Below are 16,393 nucleotides of genomic sequence, written 5' to 3'. Positions count from 1 at the left end.
GGCGTTCGTCGATTGGTCGTTTTCCAGGCACCTTCCAGCCGTCCATTCCAAAGTCCGCAGCAAGCTTCGGGTAACCGATTGCGACCGGCGGGATCAGTCCATATGATCGAGAAGCTACTTCTCAGGTTACGGAAAGACGCGTCTGATGGACCGGCTGGAGGCGATGTCGGTGATCATCGCCGTCAATGAAACAGGAAGTTTCTCGGCAGCCTCCCGGCGCCTCAGGATGCCGGTCGCAACGGTCAGCCGAACGGTTGCCGAGCTGGAGGCACGGCTGAACGCCCAGCTGTTTCAGAGGTCGTCGCGCCAGATGACGCTGACCGATGCGGGACGATCCTATATCGAGGCCTGCAAGCGGATCATCGAGCAGGTGGACGATGCCGAGAGGGAGGTCTCCGGCGAGTACAGAAGTCCGAGGGGCGATCTCGCGGTCACGGCGCCGTGGGGACTGGGCCACATGCACCTTCTGCCGATCGCGCTCGAGTTCATGGAGGCTTATCCCGAGATCGCGCTGCGGCTCGTCCTTACCGATCACATCGTCAACACCGTCCACGAGAATATCGATGTGTCGATTCGTATCGGCAGTCTGCCGGACAGCAACCTGATCGCGACGCGGGTCGGCTCGGTCAGGTTCGTGCTCTGCGCCAGTCCCGGATACCTCGCGAAGCGGGGACACCCGAGCGAGCCCGCCGATCTCGCGTCGCACGATTGTATCGGCGTCGACAGCCACGCGGCGCAGAAGAGCTGGAAGTTCGTCAAGGACGGCAGCGAAGTCACGGTGCCGATACGGTCGAGATTGACGGTGAGCGACTCGGAAGCGGCGGTCGAAGCTGCCGTCGCAGGTGCCGGCGTCACGCGCGTGATGTCCTACAAGATGGAGGCTGCGCGACGTTCCGGCAAGCTCGTCCTCATGCTGGAGGAATTCGAGCAGGCGCCCTGGCCCGTGCATATCATCTACGCGGAGCGAAAGCCCGCTCCGCTCAAGCTCCGCGCCTTTCTGGATTGGGCCACGCCGCGGCTCAAAGCGCGGCTGGCCTAAAGCATGATCCGGAAAAGTGCGAAGCGGTTTTCCGGAAAGATCATGCGTAAACAACAATCTAAAGCGCGATGACGATTCATCCAAATCTCATCGCGCTTTAGCTACTCCTTCACCGCGCCGGTCAGCGAGGACACGTAGTAATCTACGAACAGCGAGTAGAAGATCGCGACCGGCAGCGAGCCGAGCAGCGATCCCGCCATCAGTGCGCCCCACTGATAGACGTCGCCGGTGACGAGCTCGGTCAGGATCGCGACCGGCACCGTCTTGTTGGCACCGCTCTGGATGAAGGCGAGCGCGTAGATGAACTCGTTCCAGGACAGCGTGAAGGAGAAGATGCCGGCCGAGATCAGGCCGGGCACCGCGAGCGGCAGCGTGATCCGCCGCAGGATCTGCAGCCGTGTGGCACCGTCGACCAGCGCGCACTCCTCGAGCTCGTAGGGGATCGACTTGAAATAGCCGATCAGGAGCCAGGTGCAGAACGGCACCAGGAAGGTCGGATAGACCAGGATCAGGGCAAGCGGCGAGTCGAACAGGCCGAACTGCACCACGACGGTGGCAAGCGGAATGAACAGGATCGACGGCGGCACCAGATAGGCGAGATAGATGCCGAGGCCGACATAAGGACTGCCGCGGAAGCGCAGCCGTTCGATGGCATAGGCGGCCAGCGTGCTCGCGATCAGCGACAGCGTGGTCGACCCGATCGCCACCAGCATCGTCGTCCACAGCCAGCGCGGATAGGCGGTGTTGAACAGCAGGTGCTTGATGTGCGCCAATGTCGGCGAGGAGATCCAGAACGGATTGTGCTCCTTGTAATTCATCAGCTCCGCGTTCGGCTTGAACGAGGTGACGGCCATCCAGTAGAACGGGAACAGCAGGATGAGCACGAAGCAGCCGAGCGGCAGATAGATCATCATCAGCCGCCGCAGCCCGGAATCCCAGGCCATGGTGTCGGGCGCGGCTTTGGCGTCCGCGGTCGGTTGCGCGACGGTGTCAGTCATTGCTTTCTCCCTGCTGCCATTTGCGGCGCGCCAGGCCGAAATAGGAGAACAGCGTCGCGAACACTAGGAACGGGATCATCGACACCGCGATCGCCGCGCCTTCGCCGAGTTCGCCGCCGGCGATGCCGCGCTGGAAGGCCAGCGTTGCGAGCAGGTGAGTCGAGTTGCCGGGGCCACCGCGTGTGATGGCGTAGACGAGCTGGAAGTCGGTGAAGGTGAAGATGATCGAGAAGGTCATGACGATGGCGAGGATCGGCATCATCATCGGGAAGGTGATGTAGCGGAAGCGCTGCCAGGCGCTGGCGCCGTCGAGCATCGCGGCCTCATAGAGCGAGGGCGAGATGGTCTGCAGGCCCGCCAGCAGCGAGATCGCGACGAAGGGAATGCCGCGCCAGATATTGGCGGCGATCAGCGAGAAGCGCGCCGGCCAGGGCGAACCGAGGAAGTCGACATTGCTGTCGCGCCAATGCAGCACGTCGACCAGCAGGTAGGAGATGATCGAGAATTGGGGATCGTAGATCCACCAGAACGCCAGCGCCGAGAGCACGGTCGGCACGATCCAGGGCAGCAGGATGATCGCACGCAGCACGCTCTTGAACGGAAAATGGTTGTTGAGTAGCAGCGCGAGCCAGAAGCCGAGGGCGAACTTCCCGAAGGTCGCGACGGCCGTGTAGAGGACGCTGTAGAACACCGCGTTCCACCACAGGGAGTCGGTGAGCAGGTACTGGAAGTTCTCCAGGCCGACATAGACGCCACGCCGGCCGATCGTGGTGTCGGTGAAAGCGAGCCAGATGCCCAGCCCGAGCGGATAGGTCAGGAACACCGAGAGCAGCCCGATCGCGGGCGCGAGGCACATCACGATCAGGAACGGCTTGTAGTCGAACAGCCGCACCAGCCAGTTCGGCTGCCGCTGCGCGAGTTCCGGAGAAGAGAAGGTCGTCACGGACATCAGTTTGTTGTCCTGTCGTTGAAGGTCACCACACCCTCATTGCGAGGAGCTCGCGACAAAATTGCGTAGCAATTTTGCGCTGTAGCGACGAAGCAATCCAGACTGTCTCCGCGGACACGCTCTGGATTGCTTCGCTTCGCTCGCAATGACGGCCGCTACTTCTGCCGCCGGAAGTACCGCTTGCAGCGCTGCTCGGCTTCGGCGGCCGCGGCCTCCGGCGTGGCCGCGCCGGTCGCGACGGACGCGAACATCTGGATCAGCACGTAGTCGGCGCTGACGGCACCCGTCGCCGTCGAGATCGGGCCCTTGTAGCCGTCGTAATAGGTGCTGTTCATCGTGTTCTTGAACAGCTTCACCTTGGGATCCTGCGACCACACGGTGGCCTCGGCATAGGCGGCCAGCGGCTGGGACCAGTAGCCGGAGTTGGCGTTGAGCCACGGCTCGTACTGGTCCTTTTCCAGCATGTATTGCAGGAAGGCCTTGGCGGCGTTGGGGTACTGGCTGTGCTTGAACACCATCGCGTTCAGCGTCAGGCCCGCCATCGGCGAGACCTTGGCGAGGCCCTTCGGCAACAATTGATGCTCGCTGTCCTCGGCAATCGCCTTGGTCGCCGGATCGTTCTTCAGCGAGAAGTACAGCGAGACGCCGTTGGCGGTCAGGGAAATCTCCTGCGAGGAATAGGCGCGGTTGTTGCTGACGTCGTTCCACGACGTCGTGCCGGCGATGAAGGTCGGGTACAACTGCTTCACCCAGTTCAGCGCGGCGATGGTCTCCTTGCTGTTGATGACGACGTTGCCCTCTTCGTCGAGCAGGGAGCCGTTGTGCGACCACAGCGCCCAGCTCGCAAAGCCGTTGCCGTCGCCCTTGGCGTTGCCGAGTGCGAACCCGGCCGGCTTGCCGGCCTTGTGCAGCTTCTGGCACAGGTCGAGAATCCCGGCATGGTCTTCCGGCACCTGGTCGAAGCCGACCGATTGCAGGATCGACTTGCGGTAGATCAGGGGGCCCGCGGTGGCACCGAACGGTAGTCCGATCCAGGCGTCGCTCTTGTTCTTCTTGCCGTAGCGCTGCGCCAGCGGCAGCCAGCCGCCATACCGCTTGTCGAGATAGTCGGCGACGTCCGTCAGCTCGATCAGCTTGTCGATGTAGATGTGCGGCGCATCCGAAAAGCCGATGATGATGTCGGGACCGGCGCCGGAATTGGCGGTCACCGCGGTCTGCTGGTTGATGTCTTCCCAGCCGACGAAGTCGACCTTGACCTCGACCCCGGTCTCCTTGGTGAACTTTGCCGCGTTGGCGCGGAACACGTCCTCGTCCGCCTGCACGAAGCGCACCGGGCGCAGCATGCGCAAGGATGCGCCCTTCTCGATCTCGCGCTTGGGTACCGCCACGTCGGCGGCCTTGATATTGGATGTTTGCGCTGCAGCACCGGTGGCCGCGAGCGTTGCAGCGGACAGGCCCAGCGCCAAGGCGTCACGACGTGTGATGTCGTTCCTCATCGGTTCCTCCCTATGATGTCTCCCTTCCCGGCGTTGATCGCCGGTGAAGGGCCGTTTCGGTCGTCGGCGCGTTCTACGCCGCCCGCCTAGCTGTTTGGGCCGCGGTCCATGCTGACGGGCTGCCAGCGGCGGAGCGCGGTATTCTGCAGCACCGACGGATTGACGCAGCTTACCGGCCACATGCCCTGGAGCACCAGTGACAATTCGTAGCCCACGCGGCGCTTGCGTGCCTCGTCAAACCGTGCCGAGGCCGAGGCGACGTGGGCTGTCAGGGTCACGTTCTCCATGCCGAGCAGCGGATTGTTGTGCGAGGGCGGTTCCTTCTCCAGCACGTCGAGGGCGGCATGCGCGATCCAGCCCTCTTGCAGCGCCTTGATCAGGCTCTCCTCGTCCACGGTGGCGCCGCGTCCCGTGTTGATGAAGATCGAACCCTTCTTCATCTGCCGAAAATGCTTCTCGGTCATCATGTGATGCACCTCGGGGCGGGCCGGGGCGTGCATCGACACGAAGTCGGATTGCGACAGCACCTCGTTCAGCGTCGCCGGGATGACGCCGTGGTCGTACATCAGGGTTTCCTGGATGAACGGATCATAGGCCATCATGCGCAGGCCGAACGGCGCCGCTCGCTTCGCAACTGCACGCGCGACGCGGCCGAACGAGATGAAGCCGAGCGTCTGGCCCATCAGCCTCGGGACCTTGAGCAGTGCCGGCCGGCCCTCGGCCCAGCGGCCGCTCCGCACCATCCTGTCCTGCTCGACCAGGCGACGGAAGCCCGCGAGCAGCAGCATCATGGCGTGGTCGGCGACCTCCTCGATGAAGGTGTCGGGGATGTTGGTGACGGGAATGCCGCGCGCGGTGGCGGCCTTGACGTCGACACTGTCGACGCCGACCGAGCCGAGCGTGATGACCTTGCAGCTCTCGAGCGCGTCGATGATCGACCTCGTGATCGGGATGCCCTTGGCGTAGATGGCGTCGGCATTCTTCGCGGCGGCGATGAACCCGGCCTCGTCGGCGGGCGCCTCGACGATCTCGGCATCGATCGGATCGAGCGCCTCGCGCTCATAGGAATAATCGCTGCCCGCGACGGTGAAGCTCGCACCCTTCGGCGTCACCACCCTGTATTTCGGCATTTTTCGCTCCCGATTTGGTTTGTCGGTTCTTGTTGTGACCCGCCTCCGCGGGCAGGCCTGTGCGTCTTTTACGCGAAATCGATGCGGTCGCGTACAATTCACGGTTGTCGGAGGGAGATAAATCTGCCGTTTCCGGCGAATGCGTCCGGGTTTCTACGGACGCATGTAAGTAAGTTGCTAAGGGCTCCCGCACTAAAAGTTGATTCGATTTTAGTCGATCTCGTCGCGTGCCCGTATCCCATCATTGCCGGAGCCAACCCGTGAAATTGAGCAATCTGAAGATCGCCCCGAAGCTCGGCATTCTCGTCGGCGTCACGCTGTTGGGTCTCTGCATCTCCGGCGTCCTCGCCGGCTACTTGATGAAGCAGGAGATGGTGAGCGCACGCATCGACCAGGCCAAGGCGATCGTGGAGATGGCGCGCAACTACGCTGCCGCGCTCAAGAAGCGCATCGACGCCGGCGAGATGACGAAGGACGCGGCGATGGCCGAGCTTCGCCGCTACGGCAACGCGATGACTTATGACAACGGCGCCGGCTACCTGTTCGGCACCTCATACGACGGCATCACCCAGCTCGCGCCCGATCCGAAGGTGATCGGCGCAAACCGCATGGACGTCATGACCAACGGCCGCAAGCTGTCCGTCGAACTGATGGACGGCGTCAAGGCCAAAGGGTCGATCCTGCTGCACTATGAATATGTGAAGCCCGGTCAGGAGAAGCCGATCCGCAAGATCGGCTACGCGGTCGCGGTGCCCGGCCTCGACATGTATCTCGGCACCGGCGCCTATCTCGACGACATCGATGCCAAGATGGGGCCGGTCTACTGGATGCTCGGCATTGCAATGCTCGGCATCGTCATCGTCGCCGGCGGCGTCGCCTGGCTGATCGGTCGCGGCATCAGCCGCCCGCTGGCGCTGCTCGGCGCCCGCATGAAGGACCTCGCCGACGGCAAGCTCGAGGGCGACATTCCGGGCGTCGGCCGCGGCGACGAGGTCGGCGCGATGGCCTCGACCGTGCAGATATTCAAGGACAACGCGGTTCGCATCCGCGCCCTCGAGAAGACCGAGGCCGATGCCAAGGAACGCGCCGCGGCGGAACGTCGCAGCGCGATGGAAGAGATCGCCCACGACTTCGAACGCAGCGTCAACGGCATCGTCCGCTCGGTCTCCTCGGCCGCCGCCGGCATGCAGACGACGGCGCAGTCGATGACGGCAACCGCCAGCGACGCCTCCTCGCGTGCCGCGACGGTCGGCGCTGCATCGCAAAAGGCCTCCGGCAATGTCGGCACGGTCGCGGCGGCCGCCGAAGAGCTGTCGAGCTCGGTTGCGGAAATCTCCCGCCAGGTCACCCGCTCGACCGAGGTCGCGAGCCGCGCCGTCAGCGACGCCGAGCGCACCAACGCCACCGTGCAGGTGCTCTCGACCGGCGCCGAGAAGATCGGCGAAGTCGTCAAGCTGATCCATTCGATCGCCGCGCAGACCAACCTGCTCGCGCTCAATGCCACCATCGAGGCGGCACGTGCCGGTGAATCCGGCCGCGGCTTCGCGGTCGTCGCCTCCGAAGTCAAGGCGCTCGCCAACCAGACGGCGAAGGCGACCGAGGAGATCTCCGCGCAGGTCGCGGCGATGCAGACCTCGACCAGCGACGCGGTCACGGCCATCTCCGGCATCACCCAGACCATCGCCGAGATGAGCGAGATCACCGCGGGCATTTCCGCATCGATCGAGCAGCAGGGCGAGGCGACCCGCGAAATCGCCCGCAACATCCAGTCGGTCGCGGCCGGCTCGAGCGAAATCAACGCCCATATCGGCAGCGTCACCTCGGCCGCGGAAGCGACCGGCAGCGCGGCCACCGACGTGCTCTCCAACGCGCGCGAGCTGGACAACCAGTCCGGCGCGCTGCGCTCCGCCGTCGACAACTTCCTCGCCAAGGTGCGGGCGGCGTAACTCGCTACGCAAAAACTCTACGCCGTCGTCATGGCCGGGCTTGTCCCGGCCATCCACGTTCGTGGGCGCCGCGCGCGCAGACAGACGTGGATGGCCGGGACAAGCCCGGCCATGACGGAAGATGTAGAGTAAGTGGCATTTGCGCGTGCCTACTGCTTCTCGATCTTCGCGTTGGTGATCAGCTTCTCCCACAGCACCAGCTGCTCGTTCACGAAAGTGCCGAGCTGTTCCGGCGTGCCCGAGAAGGCGTCCATGCCGAGCGTGGCGAGCTTGGCCTTGATCTCCGGATTCTCGACGATCTTCCTGATCTCGGTGTTGAGCCGGGTCACGATTTCCTTCGGCATGCCGGCCGGCCCGAAATAGCCCTGCCAGGACGAGATGTCGAAGTCGGGCACGCCGGCCTCCTGCATCGAAGGCAGGTGCGGCACCAGCGGCGAGCGGTCCTTGGTGGTGACGGCGAGTGCGCGCAGGGCGTTGCCGTTGACGTGGGGCAGGCCCGTCAGGATGTCGACGAACATCATCGAGACACGGCCGCCCATGACGTCGTTGAGCGCCGGCGGCGAGCTCTTGTAGGGCACGTGCAGGAGGTCGAGCCCGGCATTGTGCGCGAAGGTCGCACCCGAGTCGATCGCCGACGACGAGCCCGAAGCGTAGCTCAGCTTGCCCGGATTGGCCTTGCCGTAGGCGACGAGCTCGGCGACGGACTTGGCCGGCACTTCCGGATTGATGACCAGCATGAACGGCAGGTCGCCGGTGCGCGCGATCGGGGTGAAATCCTTGACCGGATCGTAGGTGAGGTTCTTGAGCAGATAGGGATTGGCCGAATGCGTGGTGTTGGTCGTCACCAGCAGCGTGTAGCCGTCGGGAGCGGCCTTCGCGACATAGGTCGCCGCGAGCATGCCGTTGGCGCCGGCCTTGTTCTCGATCACGATGCCGACGCCGAGCGCCTGCGACAGATGCTGCGAGATCAGCCGCGTCGTGGTGTCGGTGCCGCTGCCGGCCGCGAACGGCAGCACCAGCGTGATGTTGCGGCTCGGATAGTTGTCGGCTTGAGCCGTGGATGCTGCGGCAAGGCAAAGTACGGCCGCGCCGACGGTCCGCAGGTTTCGAATCAACGCTGAAATCATATTTGGTCGTTCCCTCTTTTTCGTTGGCGGGGAACCTAGCCGCTCGGAGGACAAAGAGAAAGATGCGTCGTCACTCGCTCATGTGCCCCGGGCGCAGTGCAGCACGTAGTGATGCGCTGCTGAACCGGGGCCCATGCCGCGGTAGACTGGGTCTCGGCTCTGCGCAGCGTCACTGCGTACCGCAGCGCGTCCGGGACACGAGCGCATCGTCCGTCTCGCGGAATTACTTCACCGCGGAGCCCTGGCGCGATGCGATCACGACGCCGGCGAGCACCAGCACGTAGCCGATCAGGTGGAACGCTTGCAGCTTTTCGCCCAGCAGCAGGATCGCCATCGCCGAGCCGAACACCGGCACCAGATGGAAGAACGGCGCCGCCCGGTTCGGCCCGATCAGCGCCACGCCGCGGTTGAAGAAGAGGTAGGCGAGGGTGGAGGGAAAGATCAGGATGTAGCCCAGCGTCGCCAGCGTGATCAGGTCGAATTGCAGCACGCGGCCGCTAGCGGCCTCCCAGATCGCCGTCGGCAGCAGCATCGTCGCGCCGCAGCAGGTGGTGAAGGACAGGAAGGAGAGCTGATGGATCTTCGGCCGCCGCGGGATGAAGGCGGAGTAGATGCCGAACGCCACCAGCGACGAGGCGAACATGATGTCGCCCCTGTTGAAGCTGATGCTCTTGAGCGCGGAGAGATCGCCGCGGAGGATGATGATCAGCACGCCGAGAAGCGAGATCGCGATGCCGCCGAGCTGCGCGCCCGTCAGCCGCACGCCGAACAGCACCAGCGACCACAGCGCCACGAACAGCGGACCTGCCGACTGGATCAGAAGCGCGTTCAGCGCCTCGGTGTATTGCATCGCCCAGTACGAGATCGCGTTGTTGAAGGCAAAGCCGACCAGCGACAGGAACAGCATCAGCGGCAGGCTCCTGCGCAGGGCGGGCCAGTCGCGCTTCAGATGCGGCCAGGCGAACGGCAACAGGATGAGGAATACGCCGTACCAGCGGATCGTGGTCACCGTCAGCGGCGGCACATGCGCGCCGACATGGCGTGCGAGCACGATGTTGCCGGCCCAGAACAGCGAGGTCAGGCTGAGCAGCAGATAAGGCTGGTTGTTGAGCCAGCTGGCCGGATTGGAGGCCGGTGGCGCGGGCGAAGCGGTCGTCATTGGCGTTGCATGCGAGCTTGCGCCGGATTGTCGTTGTGGCACAAGCCACAGGGCCGCAATGCTACAATGCAGACATGACCCGGGGAGGTGCCATTGGCGGTCAATATGTTGAACGTTGAGGGCCTGGAGCAACTCGATCCGCAGGCGCCGGTGGTGATGCTGAACCTGATGCGTTTCCATGCGCGTTAGCGCGACGGCAACGGGTCCGGCTGGGACGCTTATCTTCGCTACAGCGCGGTCACGGTGCCGATGATCAGGGCACGCGGCGGCACGCTACTCTGGACCGGCGAGGCCAAGGCGGTCGCACTCGGTCCGCACGACGGCAATGAATGGGACTTTGTGGCGCTGGTCTATTATCCGACGGTCTCGGCCTTTCTCGACATGATGACGTCGGAGGCTTACGAGCGCGAGGCCGATCCGCATCGCGTCAACGGCTGCGCCGAGCACCTCATCATCGCGACCAGCGAAGCCTACAGCAAGTTCAAGAAGTAGCTTGCGGCTATGTCGCCTGCTTTCTTGACGCTGCGAACACGCCCGCCAGCACCAGGGCGAAGCCGATGAAGTGGAACGCCTGCGGGTGTTCGCCCAGAAACGCCATCGCCATGATCGAACCGAACACCGGCACGACGTGGAAGAACGGCGCGGCGCGGTTGGCGCCGATCAGGCGCACGCCGCGATTGAAGCAGAGATCGGCGAGCGCCGAGGGGAAAACGGCGACGTAGAACAGGGTCAGCAGGTTCGGCCCGTCGAGCTTCATGACCGGGCGTGCGGACAGTTCCCAGATCTCCAGCGGAATGAGACAGGCGGTGCCGCAGCCGAAGGTGAAGGCGAGGAACGAGAGGCCGTGCATCGGCGGTCGCTTCAGCGATAGCACCGAATAGAGCGCGAAGATCAAGAGCGCGAGCAGGAAGATCAGGTCGCCCTTGTTGAAGTCGATGTTCGACAGCGTGGTGAAATCGCCATGCAGCAGGATGGTCAGCACGCCGCACATCGACAGCAGCACACCGAAGGCCTGCGCCGAGGTGAGCCGGATGCCGAGAATGACCAGCGACCACAGCGCCACGAGCAGCGGCGCGGCCGACTGCAGCAGCAGCGTATTGAGCGCCTGGGTATGCTCCAGCGCCCAATATTGCAGCGTGTTGAAGGCGCCGATGCCGGTGACCGAGAGCGTGACCATCAGGCCGAGCTTGCCGCGGATCGCGGGCCAGTCCTGCACGAGGTGCTTGAAGGCAAACGGCAGCACCAGCAGGAAGGCGAAGAACCAGCGCAGGAACGACAGCGTGACCGGCGGGATGTGTCCGGCGGCAAGCCGTCCTACGATGGCGTTACCGGCCCAGCACAGCGCGGTAATGCTGAGCAGCAGGTAAGGCTGGTTGGCGATCCAGCTGTGTCCGGATGTTTCCGCGCTCGTGGTGTGGCCGGTGGCGGACATGTGGCTGTTGGGGCCCCGCGTGGAGTACGCCGAAGCCTCCGGCCCGGCGAGACCCGGGCCGGCTGATCACCCGGCGCTGTCCAAAGACACGGAAATCGAGGTTGCATCAATGGGGGGCGGACGCATCGCGACCATGCAGCGGCGAAGGCGGCCTCTCACGCTTTGGTCGAAGCCATTGCGCCGGCCCGGAAGGTTTCTGGATTTTCGGGGGATATCAAAGGCTTGGAGTGCGCGTTGAGCCTGAAAAAAGCCCCGTTCTTGCTTGCCTAGAGGGGCTGCTTCCTTTATCCGGTTGGGCTGCCTCGCGTGCGAACGGCCTCGGCCGGGAATTGGGCTGGGCGCAGGCATGATCCCGGAAAAGTGGATCCCGGTTTTCCGTTCGGATCATGCCACTTACAGAGAAATCTTCGAAGGATTACCCGCGCATGGCCAATGTTGTCGTCGTCGGCGCCCAGTGGGGCGACGAAGGGAAGGGCAAGATCGTCGACTGGTTGTCGGAGCAGGCGGATATCGTCATCCGCTTCCAGGGCGGTCATAACGCCGGCCACACGCTGGTGATCAACGGCAAGACCTACAAGCTCGCGCTGCTGCCCTCCGGCGTGCTGCGCGAGGGCAAGCTGTCGGTGATCGGCAACGGCGTCGTGTTCGACCCCACCGCCTTTCTCGACGAGGTCACCAAGCTGAGGGCGCAGGGCGTCGATGTCAGCCCTGACAACCTGCGTGTCGCGGAAAATGTCACGCTGATCCTGCCGCTGCACCGCGAGCTCGATGCGCACCGCGAATCCGCCAGCGCCGCGACAGCGATCGGCACCACCCGCCGCGGCATCGGGCCGGCCTATGAGGACAAGGTCGGCCGCCGCGCCATCCGCCTGATGGATCTCGCCGACCATCAGACGCTGCCGCACAAGATCGACCGCCTGCTGGCGCACCACAACGCGCTGCGCCGCGGCCTCAACCTGCCGGAATTCGACAGTGCGGTGATCCTGAAAGAGCTGATGGCGATGGCGCCGCAGCTGCTGCCCTATGCCGAGACGGTGTGGCGGCTGCTCGACATCAAGCGGCGCGAAGGCAAGCGCATGCTGTTCGAGGGCGCCCAGGGCGCGCTGCTCGACGTCGACCACGGCACCTATCCCTACGTCACCTCGTCCAATACGGTGGCGGCGCAGGCGGCGACCGGCTCGGGCCTCGGGCCGGGCGCGGTCGGTTATGTGCTCGGACTCTGCAAGGCCTACACGACCCGCGTCGGGCAGGGCCCGTTCCCGACCGAGCAGGACAACGAGATCGGCCGCAAGATCGGCGAGCGCGGCCGCGAGTTCGGCACCAATACCGGCCGTCCCCGCCGCTGCGGCTGGTTCGACGCCGTGCTGGTCCGCCAGGCGGTCCGCACCTGCGGCATCAACGGCCTCGCGCTGACCAAGCTCGACATCCTCGACGGCTTCGATTCGATCGAGGTCTGCACCGGCTACAGGCTCGACGGCAAGGAGATCGACCATTTCCCGGCCGGCGAGGGCGCCCAGGCCCGGGTCGAGCCGATCTACGAGACCATCGAGGGCTGGAAGGAGCCGACCGCCAGCGCGCGGTCCTGGGCCGACCTGCCCGCCCAGGCCATCAAATATGTCCGGCGGATCGAGGAATTGGTGGGGTGCCCGGTCGCGCTGCTTTCCACCAGCCCCGAACGCGAAGATACTATCCTCGTGCAAAATCCGTTTGAGGCTTAACGATATCTTACCGGGACGCGCGTATAGTTGAGTAGAAATGGCTGATTACTATCCGCTGATCGCCCGCGCTATTGCCGCCTTGGACCCCAACGCTCCCGGCGAAAGCCGTCGCGCGCTCTATGAGAGGGCGCGCACGGCCCTGATCGCGCAGCTGCGGAGCGTGCAGCCGCCGCTTTCCGAATCCGAGATCACGCGCGAACGGCTGTCGCTGGAAGAGGCCGTTCGCAAGGTCGAATCGGAGGCCGCCCAGCGTGCCCGCGAGGCCTCTCGCCCGGGTGGCGGCGCCCGCGTCAGCAGCAGCGGCGATGCTTTTCGCCGGGCCAGCGCCCGCGCCGGCGAAGCCAACGCTCCCGCATCTCAGCCGGCTCCGCCGCGCACGCGACCGGCCCCGACGCCGCCGCGGGCCGACCGTCCGTCAATCAGCGTCGATGAGCAGGGCGAGGCCCCGCGCCCGCCGCGCGCTCCCCGTTTCGATGCCCCGCGCCCGCCGGGACCGTCCGTCCCGCCGCCGGAGCCGCCGCCCGCCGGGCGCGATCGCGCCGGTGCGCGCCGTCCGCCGGACATGGGACCCCCGCCGCCGGCACCGGGCGTGCGCGGCTTCCGCGACATCACGGCCGATGCCAATGATCTCGGCGGCGCTGCCGCGCAGGCGAGCCGCGCCGCGCGCCGCACCTATGCCAACGTGCCCTCGCCCTCGCCGGAATTCGACCGGCTGGAGCCGAGCCTGGAAAACCGCGCCGGCGAGTCCGAGGCGCCCCATTCCTACGACGAAGCGATCGAGGACGCCGAGCGCTACGCGCCGCCGTCGCCGCGTCCGCGCGCTGCGCCGGAGCGCGAGGCCAAGAAGCGCGTCCGAACCGGCTCTGCATTTCCGTTCAAGAGCGCGATCGCCGTCGGCATCGTGCTGATCCTGGTCGGCGCCGGCATCCTCTGGGGCAAGCAGGCCGTCCAGATCGTCAACGGCTTTCTCAAACCGTCCGCGACTCAGGTCGTGGAGACGCCGAGCCCGGCGCAGCCGCAGAGCAAGCCGAAGATTCCGGATCGCGTCGGCCAGCCCTCGGCCAGCGACCAGCCTGTCGCGCCGGTGGCGCAGAAGGTCGTGCTCTATGACGAGGATCCGTCCGACCCGAAGGGCAAGCAATATGTCGGTTCGGTGGTGTGGCGGCTCGAGCCGATCAAGGCCTCGGGCAACCAGAAGGCCGACGTCGCCGTGCGCGCCGACATCGAGATTCCCGACCGCAAGTTCAAGATGACGATGTCGTTCCGCCGCAACACCGACTCCTCGCTGCCGGCGAGCCACACCGCGGAATTGACCTTCATCCTGCCGCCGGATTTTCCGGGCGGCAGCGTCTCCAACGTGCCTGGCATCCTGATGAAGTCGAACGAGCAGGCGCGCGGCACGCCGCTCGCAGGCCTCGCGGTCAAGGTCACCGACGGCTTCTTCCTGGTCGGCCTCTCCAACGTCGATGCCGACCGGGCCCGCAACATCCAGCTCCTGAAGGAGCGCTCCTGGTTCGACGTGCCCCTGGTCTACGCCAACCAGCGCCGCGCCATCATCGCCATCGAGAAGGGCGCCCCCGGCGAGCGCGCCTTCAACGACGCCTTCGCCCAGTGGGGCGACTGAGTTAGGCGGCCACCGCTTCCGTCATTCCGGGGCGCGTCGCGCAAGCCCGGAATCCATCGTCCAGCGGACGACGCGGAGAATGGATTCCGGGCTCGACGCTGATGCGCCGCCCCGGAATGACACTCTGAATGAGCGAATGAGCGCTACCGCGCCGCCGCTTCGCGCTTGCGCGATGCCGCCGCGGCGGCGTGCTCGCGATCCATCACGGCGCGGCAGCCGGGGCTGACCTGCGACTTGTTCCGCACCATGCAGGCGGTGATCCGCGGGATATCCGGGATCTCACTTGAGCACAGCCGCATCGCATCGCCCGAGCACATCTGCTGCGCTTCTTGCGTGAAGGCGAGGCCAGGTGATGTCTGGAGTGCGAGGCTGGTGACGGCGAAAGCGAAGAGCGAAGCGATCGTCTGATGGCGTGTCATGCGGATGGGTCCCCGATTTCCCTAGGGCTTGAGCCACTTGGTTTTTGGGGCGCCGCACGCGGCTTGATCTGCCGTACGTCACAGCCTTCACGCCGGGAACTTTGGTCCCGCATGTGGTCGCTCGATCTCTTGATGCTCGAATCGAAAGTACTGCGCCGCCCGAGCGAAGTATGCGCCATTGGCACGCGGCTGCAATGGTCAGCGCAAAGGAATTCGCAATTGTTGCGCGCGAGTCACGTCGCGCGCGATCAGATCAGCCGATCGGAGGATGCGCTCGCTTATTCCGCATCGCTCACGCCGAGAGCGGCAGCGTGTTCCTCGACGGCGGTGACGCCCTTGGCCGTGAGCTCGAACAGATCGCCGTCCTTCATCACGTAGCCGTCGGCGATCAGTTGCCCGACCTTGCCCTGCCGCTCGTCGGCAAAGGCAACGGATTGGCTGATGTCCCGCAGGATCGAGAGTTGTTCGTCGCGCAACATGGCATCACTCTCCGTTCGCGGGGGGGCCGATCCTCACATGCCGTGGCTCTGAAACACCTTGCTGCAAGCGCGCGACAGCTTGGCGCGGTTGGCCTGCAGGCAGCCTTGCACGGCCATGTCGTTGCCGAGTTCCTTGCGGCAGAAGCGCGATGCATCCCGCGAGCAGGCCTTCTGCTCCTGCGGCGTGCCCATGTGGCCTTGGGCGAAAGCGGGGACACTCGAGAGGCCGCCCAGGGTTGCCAGCATGATTGTCGCCAGAACGAGTTGAGGGGACATTGGCGGCTCCAATCTGCCAGGGTTGAGTTCAGGTCCAGCATGAACTCGTCGCCTTGCCACTTGTTCCCCTCGGGTGGAGCCCGGCGCCCGCTGTTCAAGGTTCCCGCTGCGCTGCTATAATACTGGCGAAGGATGAGGGTATTTGATGAAACGCTATCTGGTGTTTGCGCTGGTCGGCCCGTTCGTGGGCGGGTTCCTGCTGCTGCTGACGACGACCTACCAGTCCGGCTATTGGACCCAGACCAGCCTCGGCGAGGTCGGCAAGCTGTTCGCGGTGTTCTTCAAGACCCTGCAATACAGCTATCTGTTCGGCTTCCTGCCCGCGCTGATGATCGGCGCGGTCGACGACATCCTGATCCATATCCGCCGGATCGGTCCGGGCCTGCGGATGCTCCTGGTCGGCCTGTTCGCCTTCGTCCTGGCGTCGCTCACCTATAGCTCGCGCGGGCCGGATTCGGGCGCGGTGCAGTTCATCCTGTATGGCCTCGTCGGATTCGTGCCGGCGGCAATTTCATCCTGGCTCGTGCATCGCTATGTCGAGGAGTCGCAGGCAGCGGCGGCGCCGACCTGACGCGCGGCATTCGATCGCGGCAGCAACCTC

15 protein-coding genes and 1 pseudogene are annotated in these 16,393 nt (G+C 65.0%); 6 read left to right on the top strand and 10 right to left on the bottom strand.

The genetic code is table 11. The features are described from left to right. Nucleotides 1-145 precede the first annotated feature (145 nt). Entirely contained in the window at nucleotides 146-1,039 is an 894-nt protein-coding gene (locus ABIF91_RS06580; RefSeq protein ID WP_028179324.1) for a LysR family transcriptional regulator, read from the top strand. Between the two features lie 101 nt (nucleotides 1,040-1,140). Here the strand turns inward: ABIF91_RS06580 and ABIF91_RS06575 are convergent, their stop codons facing one another. The 4 genes from ABIF91_RS06575 to ABIF91_RS06560 form a co-directional block, all read right to left on the bottom strand. Beyond that, nucleotides 1,141-2,037, bottom strand: coding sequence for a carbohydrate ABC transporter permease (locus tag ABIF91_RS06575; RefSeq protein ID WP_028179323.1), 897 nt, complete (start codon nucleotides 2,035-2,037; stop codon nucleotides 1,141-1,143). Then, nucleotides 2,030-2,986, bottom strand: a complete 957-nt coding sequence (locus ABIF91_RS06570) for a carbohydrate ABC transporter permease (protein ID WP_028179322.1) — start codon at nucleotides 2,984-2,986, stop codon at nucleotides 2,030-2,032. The genes ABIF91_RS06575 and ABIF91_RS06570 overlap by 8 nt, the downstream gene beginning before the upstream one ends. Nucleotides 2,987-3,141: 155 nt before the next feature. Beyond that, nucleotides 3,142-4,482, bottom strand: coding sequence for an ABC transporter substrate-binding protein (locus ABIF91_RS06565; RefSeq protein ID WP_028179321.1), 1,341 nt, complete (start codon nucleotides 4,480-4,482; stop codon nucleotides 3,142-3,144). Between the two features lie 86 nt (nucleotides 4,483-4,568). Further along, complete coding sequence (locus ABIF91_RS06560; RefSeq protein ID WP_028179320.1) at nucleotides 4,569-5,612, bottom strand: C-terminal binding protein; 1,044 nt, start codon at nucleotides 5,610-5,612, stop codon at nucleotides 4,569-4,571. Between the two features lie 260 nt (nucleotides 5,613-5,872). On the opposite strand from ABIF91_RS06560, the gene ABIF91_RS06555 reads away from it, so the two are divergent. Next, complete coding sequence (locus ABIF91_RS06555; protein ID WP_028179319.1) at nucleotides 5,873-7,558, top strand: methyl-accepting chemotaxis protein; 1,686 nt, start codon at nucleotides 5,873-5,875, stop codon at nucleotides 7,556-7,558. Nucleotides 7,559-7,707: 149 nt separating this feature from the next. On the opposite strand, the gene ABIF91_RS06550 is transcribed toward ABIF91_RS06555, so the two are convergent. Both ABIF91_RS06550 and ABIF91_RS06545 read right to left on the bottom strand, forming a co-directional pair. Beyond that, a complete protein-coding gene (locus ABIF91_RS06550; protein ID WP_028179318.1) occupies nucleotides 7,708-8,685 on the bottom strand; it encodes a Bug family tripartite tricarboxylate transporter substrate binding protein in 978 nt (325 codons plus the stop codon). A gap of 223 nt (nucleotides 8,686-8,908) precedes the next feature. Further along, nucleotides 8,909-9,844 (bottom strand): DMT family transporter, encoded by a 936-nt coding sequence (locus ABIF91_RS06545; RefSeq protein ID WP_028179317.1) that lies wholly within the window; start codon nucleotides 9,842-9,844, stop codon nucleotides 8,909-8,911. Between the two features lie 105 nt (nucleotides 9,845-9,949). On the opposite strand from ABIF91_RS06545, the pseudogene ABIF91_RS06540 reads away from it, so the two are divergent. Next, nucleotides 9,950-10,336: pseudogene (locus tag ABIF91_RS06540) on the top strand (DUF1330 domain-containing protein). 7 nt (nucleotides 10,337-10,343) lie between these two features. On the opposite strand, the gene ABIF91_RS06535 reads toward ABIF91_RS06540, so the two are convergent. After that, nucleotides 10,344-11,276: a DMT family transporter gene (locus ABIF91_RS06535; RefSeq protein ID WP_424578818.1), complete on the bottom strand. Its 933-nt coding sequence runs from the start codon at nucleotides 11,274-11,276 to the stop codon at nucleotides 10,344-10,346. Nucleotides 11,277-11,701: 425 nt separating this feature from the next. Between ABIF91_RS06535 and ABIF91_RS06530 the strand changes: the two genes are divergently transcribed. Beyond that, nucleotides 11,702-12,994: an adenylosuccinate synthase gene (locus ABIF91_RS06530; protein ID WP_028179315.1), complete on the top strand. Its 1,293-nt coding sequence runs from the start codon at nucleotides 11,702-11,704 to the stop codon at nucleotides 12,992-12,994. Nucleotides 12,995-13,031: 37 nt separating this feature from the next. Further along, a complete protein-coding gene (locus ABIF91_RS06525) occupies nucleotides 13,032-14,618 on the top strand; it encodes a hypothetical protein (RefSeq protein ID WP_028179314.1) in 1,587 nt (528 codons plus the stop codon). A gap of 143 nt (nucleotides 14,619-14,761) precedes the next feature. Here ABIF91_RS06525 and ABIF91_RS06520 read toward each other — a convergent pair whose 3' ends face one another. The 3 genes from ABIF91_RS06520 to ABIF91_RS06510 form a co-directional block, all read right to left on the bottom strand. Beyond that, nucleotides 14,762-15,037, bottom strand: coding sequence for a hypothetical protein (locus tag ABIF91_RS06520; RefSeq protein WP_050994989.1), 276 nt, complete (start codon nucleotides 15,035-15,037; stop codon nucleotides 14,762-14,764). A gap of 278 nt (nucleotides 15,038-15,315) precedes the next feature. Then, nucleotides 15,316-15,516 carry a hypothetical protein gene (locus ABIF91_RS06515; RefSeq protein WP_028179313.1) on the bottom strand — a complete coding sequence of 67 codons (201 nt, stop codon included), beginning with the start codon at nucleotides 15,514-15,516 and terminating at the stop codon, nucleotides 15,316-15,318. Nucleotides 15,517-15,549: 33 nt separating this feature from the next. Further along, nucleotides 15,550-15,762 (bottom strand): hypothetical protein, encoded by a 213-nt coding sequence (locus ABIF91_RS06510; RefSeq protein ID WP_035675840.1) that lies wholly within the window; start codon nucleotides 15,760-15,762, stop codon nucleotides 15,550-15,552. 175 nt (nucleotides 15,763-15,937) lie between these two features. Between ABIF91_RS06510 and ABIF91_RS06505 the strand changes: the two genes are divergently transcribed. Then, a complete protein-coding gene (locus ABIF91_RS06505) occupies nucleotides 15,938-16,363 on the top strand; it encodes a DUF5413 family protein (RefSeq protein WP_028179311.1) in 426 nt (141 codons plus the stop codon). Nucleotides 16,364-16,393: the final 30 nt, after the last annotated feature.

This window comes from Bradyrhizobium sp. USDA 241 (assembly GCF_049739505.1).
GTDB classification, from domain to species: domain Bacteria; phylum Pseudomonadota; class Alphaproteobacteria; order Rhizobiales; family Xanthobacteraceae; genus Bradyrhizobium; species Bradyrhizobium liaoningense.
This window is presented reverse-complemented; position numbering and strand designations above follow the sequence as displayed.

Coding starts and splice junctions, on each gene's coding strand:
- ABIF91_RS06560 (WP_028179320.1), bottom strand. CDS start 5,612: ATGCCGAAATACAGGGTGGTGACGCCGAAGGGTGCGAGCTTCACCGTC.
- ABIF91_RS06570 (WP_028179322.1), bottom strand. CDS start 2,986: ATGTCCGTGACGACCTTCTCTTCTCCGGAACTCGCGCAGCGGCAGCCG.
- ABIF91_RS06505 (WP_028179311.1), top strand. CDS start 15,938: ATGAAACGCTATCTGGTGTTTGCGCTGGTCGGCCCGTTCGTGGGCGGG.
- ABIF91_RS06535 (WP_424578818.1), bottom strand. CDS start 11,276: ATGTCCGCCACCGGCCACACCACGAGCGCGGAAACATCCGGACACAGC.
- ABIF91_RS06520 (WP_050994989.1), bottom strand. CDS start 15,037: ATGACACGCCATCAGACGATCGCTTCGCTCTTCGCTTTCGCCGTCACC.
- ABIF91_RS06545 (WP_028179317.1), bottom strand. CDS start 9,844: ATGACGACCGCTTCGCCCGCGCCACCGGCCTCCAATCCGGCCAGCTGG.
- ABIF91_RS06525 (WP_028179314.1), top strand. CDS start 13,032: ATGGCTGATTACTATCCGCTGATCGCCCGCGCTATTGCCGCCTTGGAC.
- ABIF91_RS06575 (WP_028179323.1), bottom strand. CDS start 2,037: ATGACTGACACCGTCGCGCAACCGACCGCGGACGCCAAAGCCGCGCCC.
- ABIF91_RS06510 (WP_035675840.1), bottom strand. CDS start 15,762: ATGCTGGCAACCCTGGGCGGCCTCTCGAGTGTCCCCGCTTTCGCCCAA.
- ABIF91_RS06580 (WP_028179324.1), top strand. CDS start 146: ATGGACCGGCTGGAGGCGATGTCGGTGATCATCGCCGTCAATGAAACA.
- ABIF91_RS06530 (WP_028179315.1), top strand. CDS start 11,702: ATGGCCAATGTTGTCGTCGTCGGCGCCCAGTGGGGCGACGAAGGGAAG.
- ABIF91_RS06550 (WP_028179318.1), bottom strand. CDS start 8,685: ATGATTTCAGCGTTGATTCGAAACCTGCGGACCGTCGGCGCGGCCGTA.
- ABIF91_RS06515 (WP_028179313.1), bottom strand. CDS start 15,516: ATGTTGCGCGACGAACAACTCTCGATCCTGCGGGACATCAGCCAATCC.
- ABIF91_RS06565 (WP_028179321.1), bottom strand. CDS start 4,482: ATGAGGAACGACATCACACGTCGTGACGCCTTGGCGCTGGGCCTGTCC.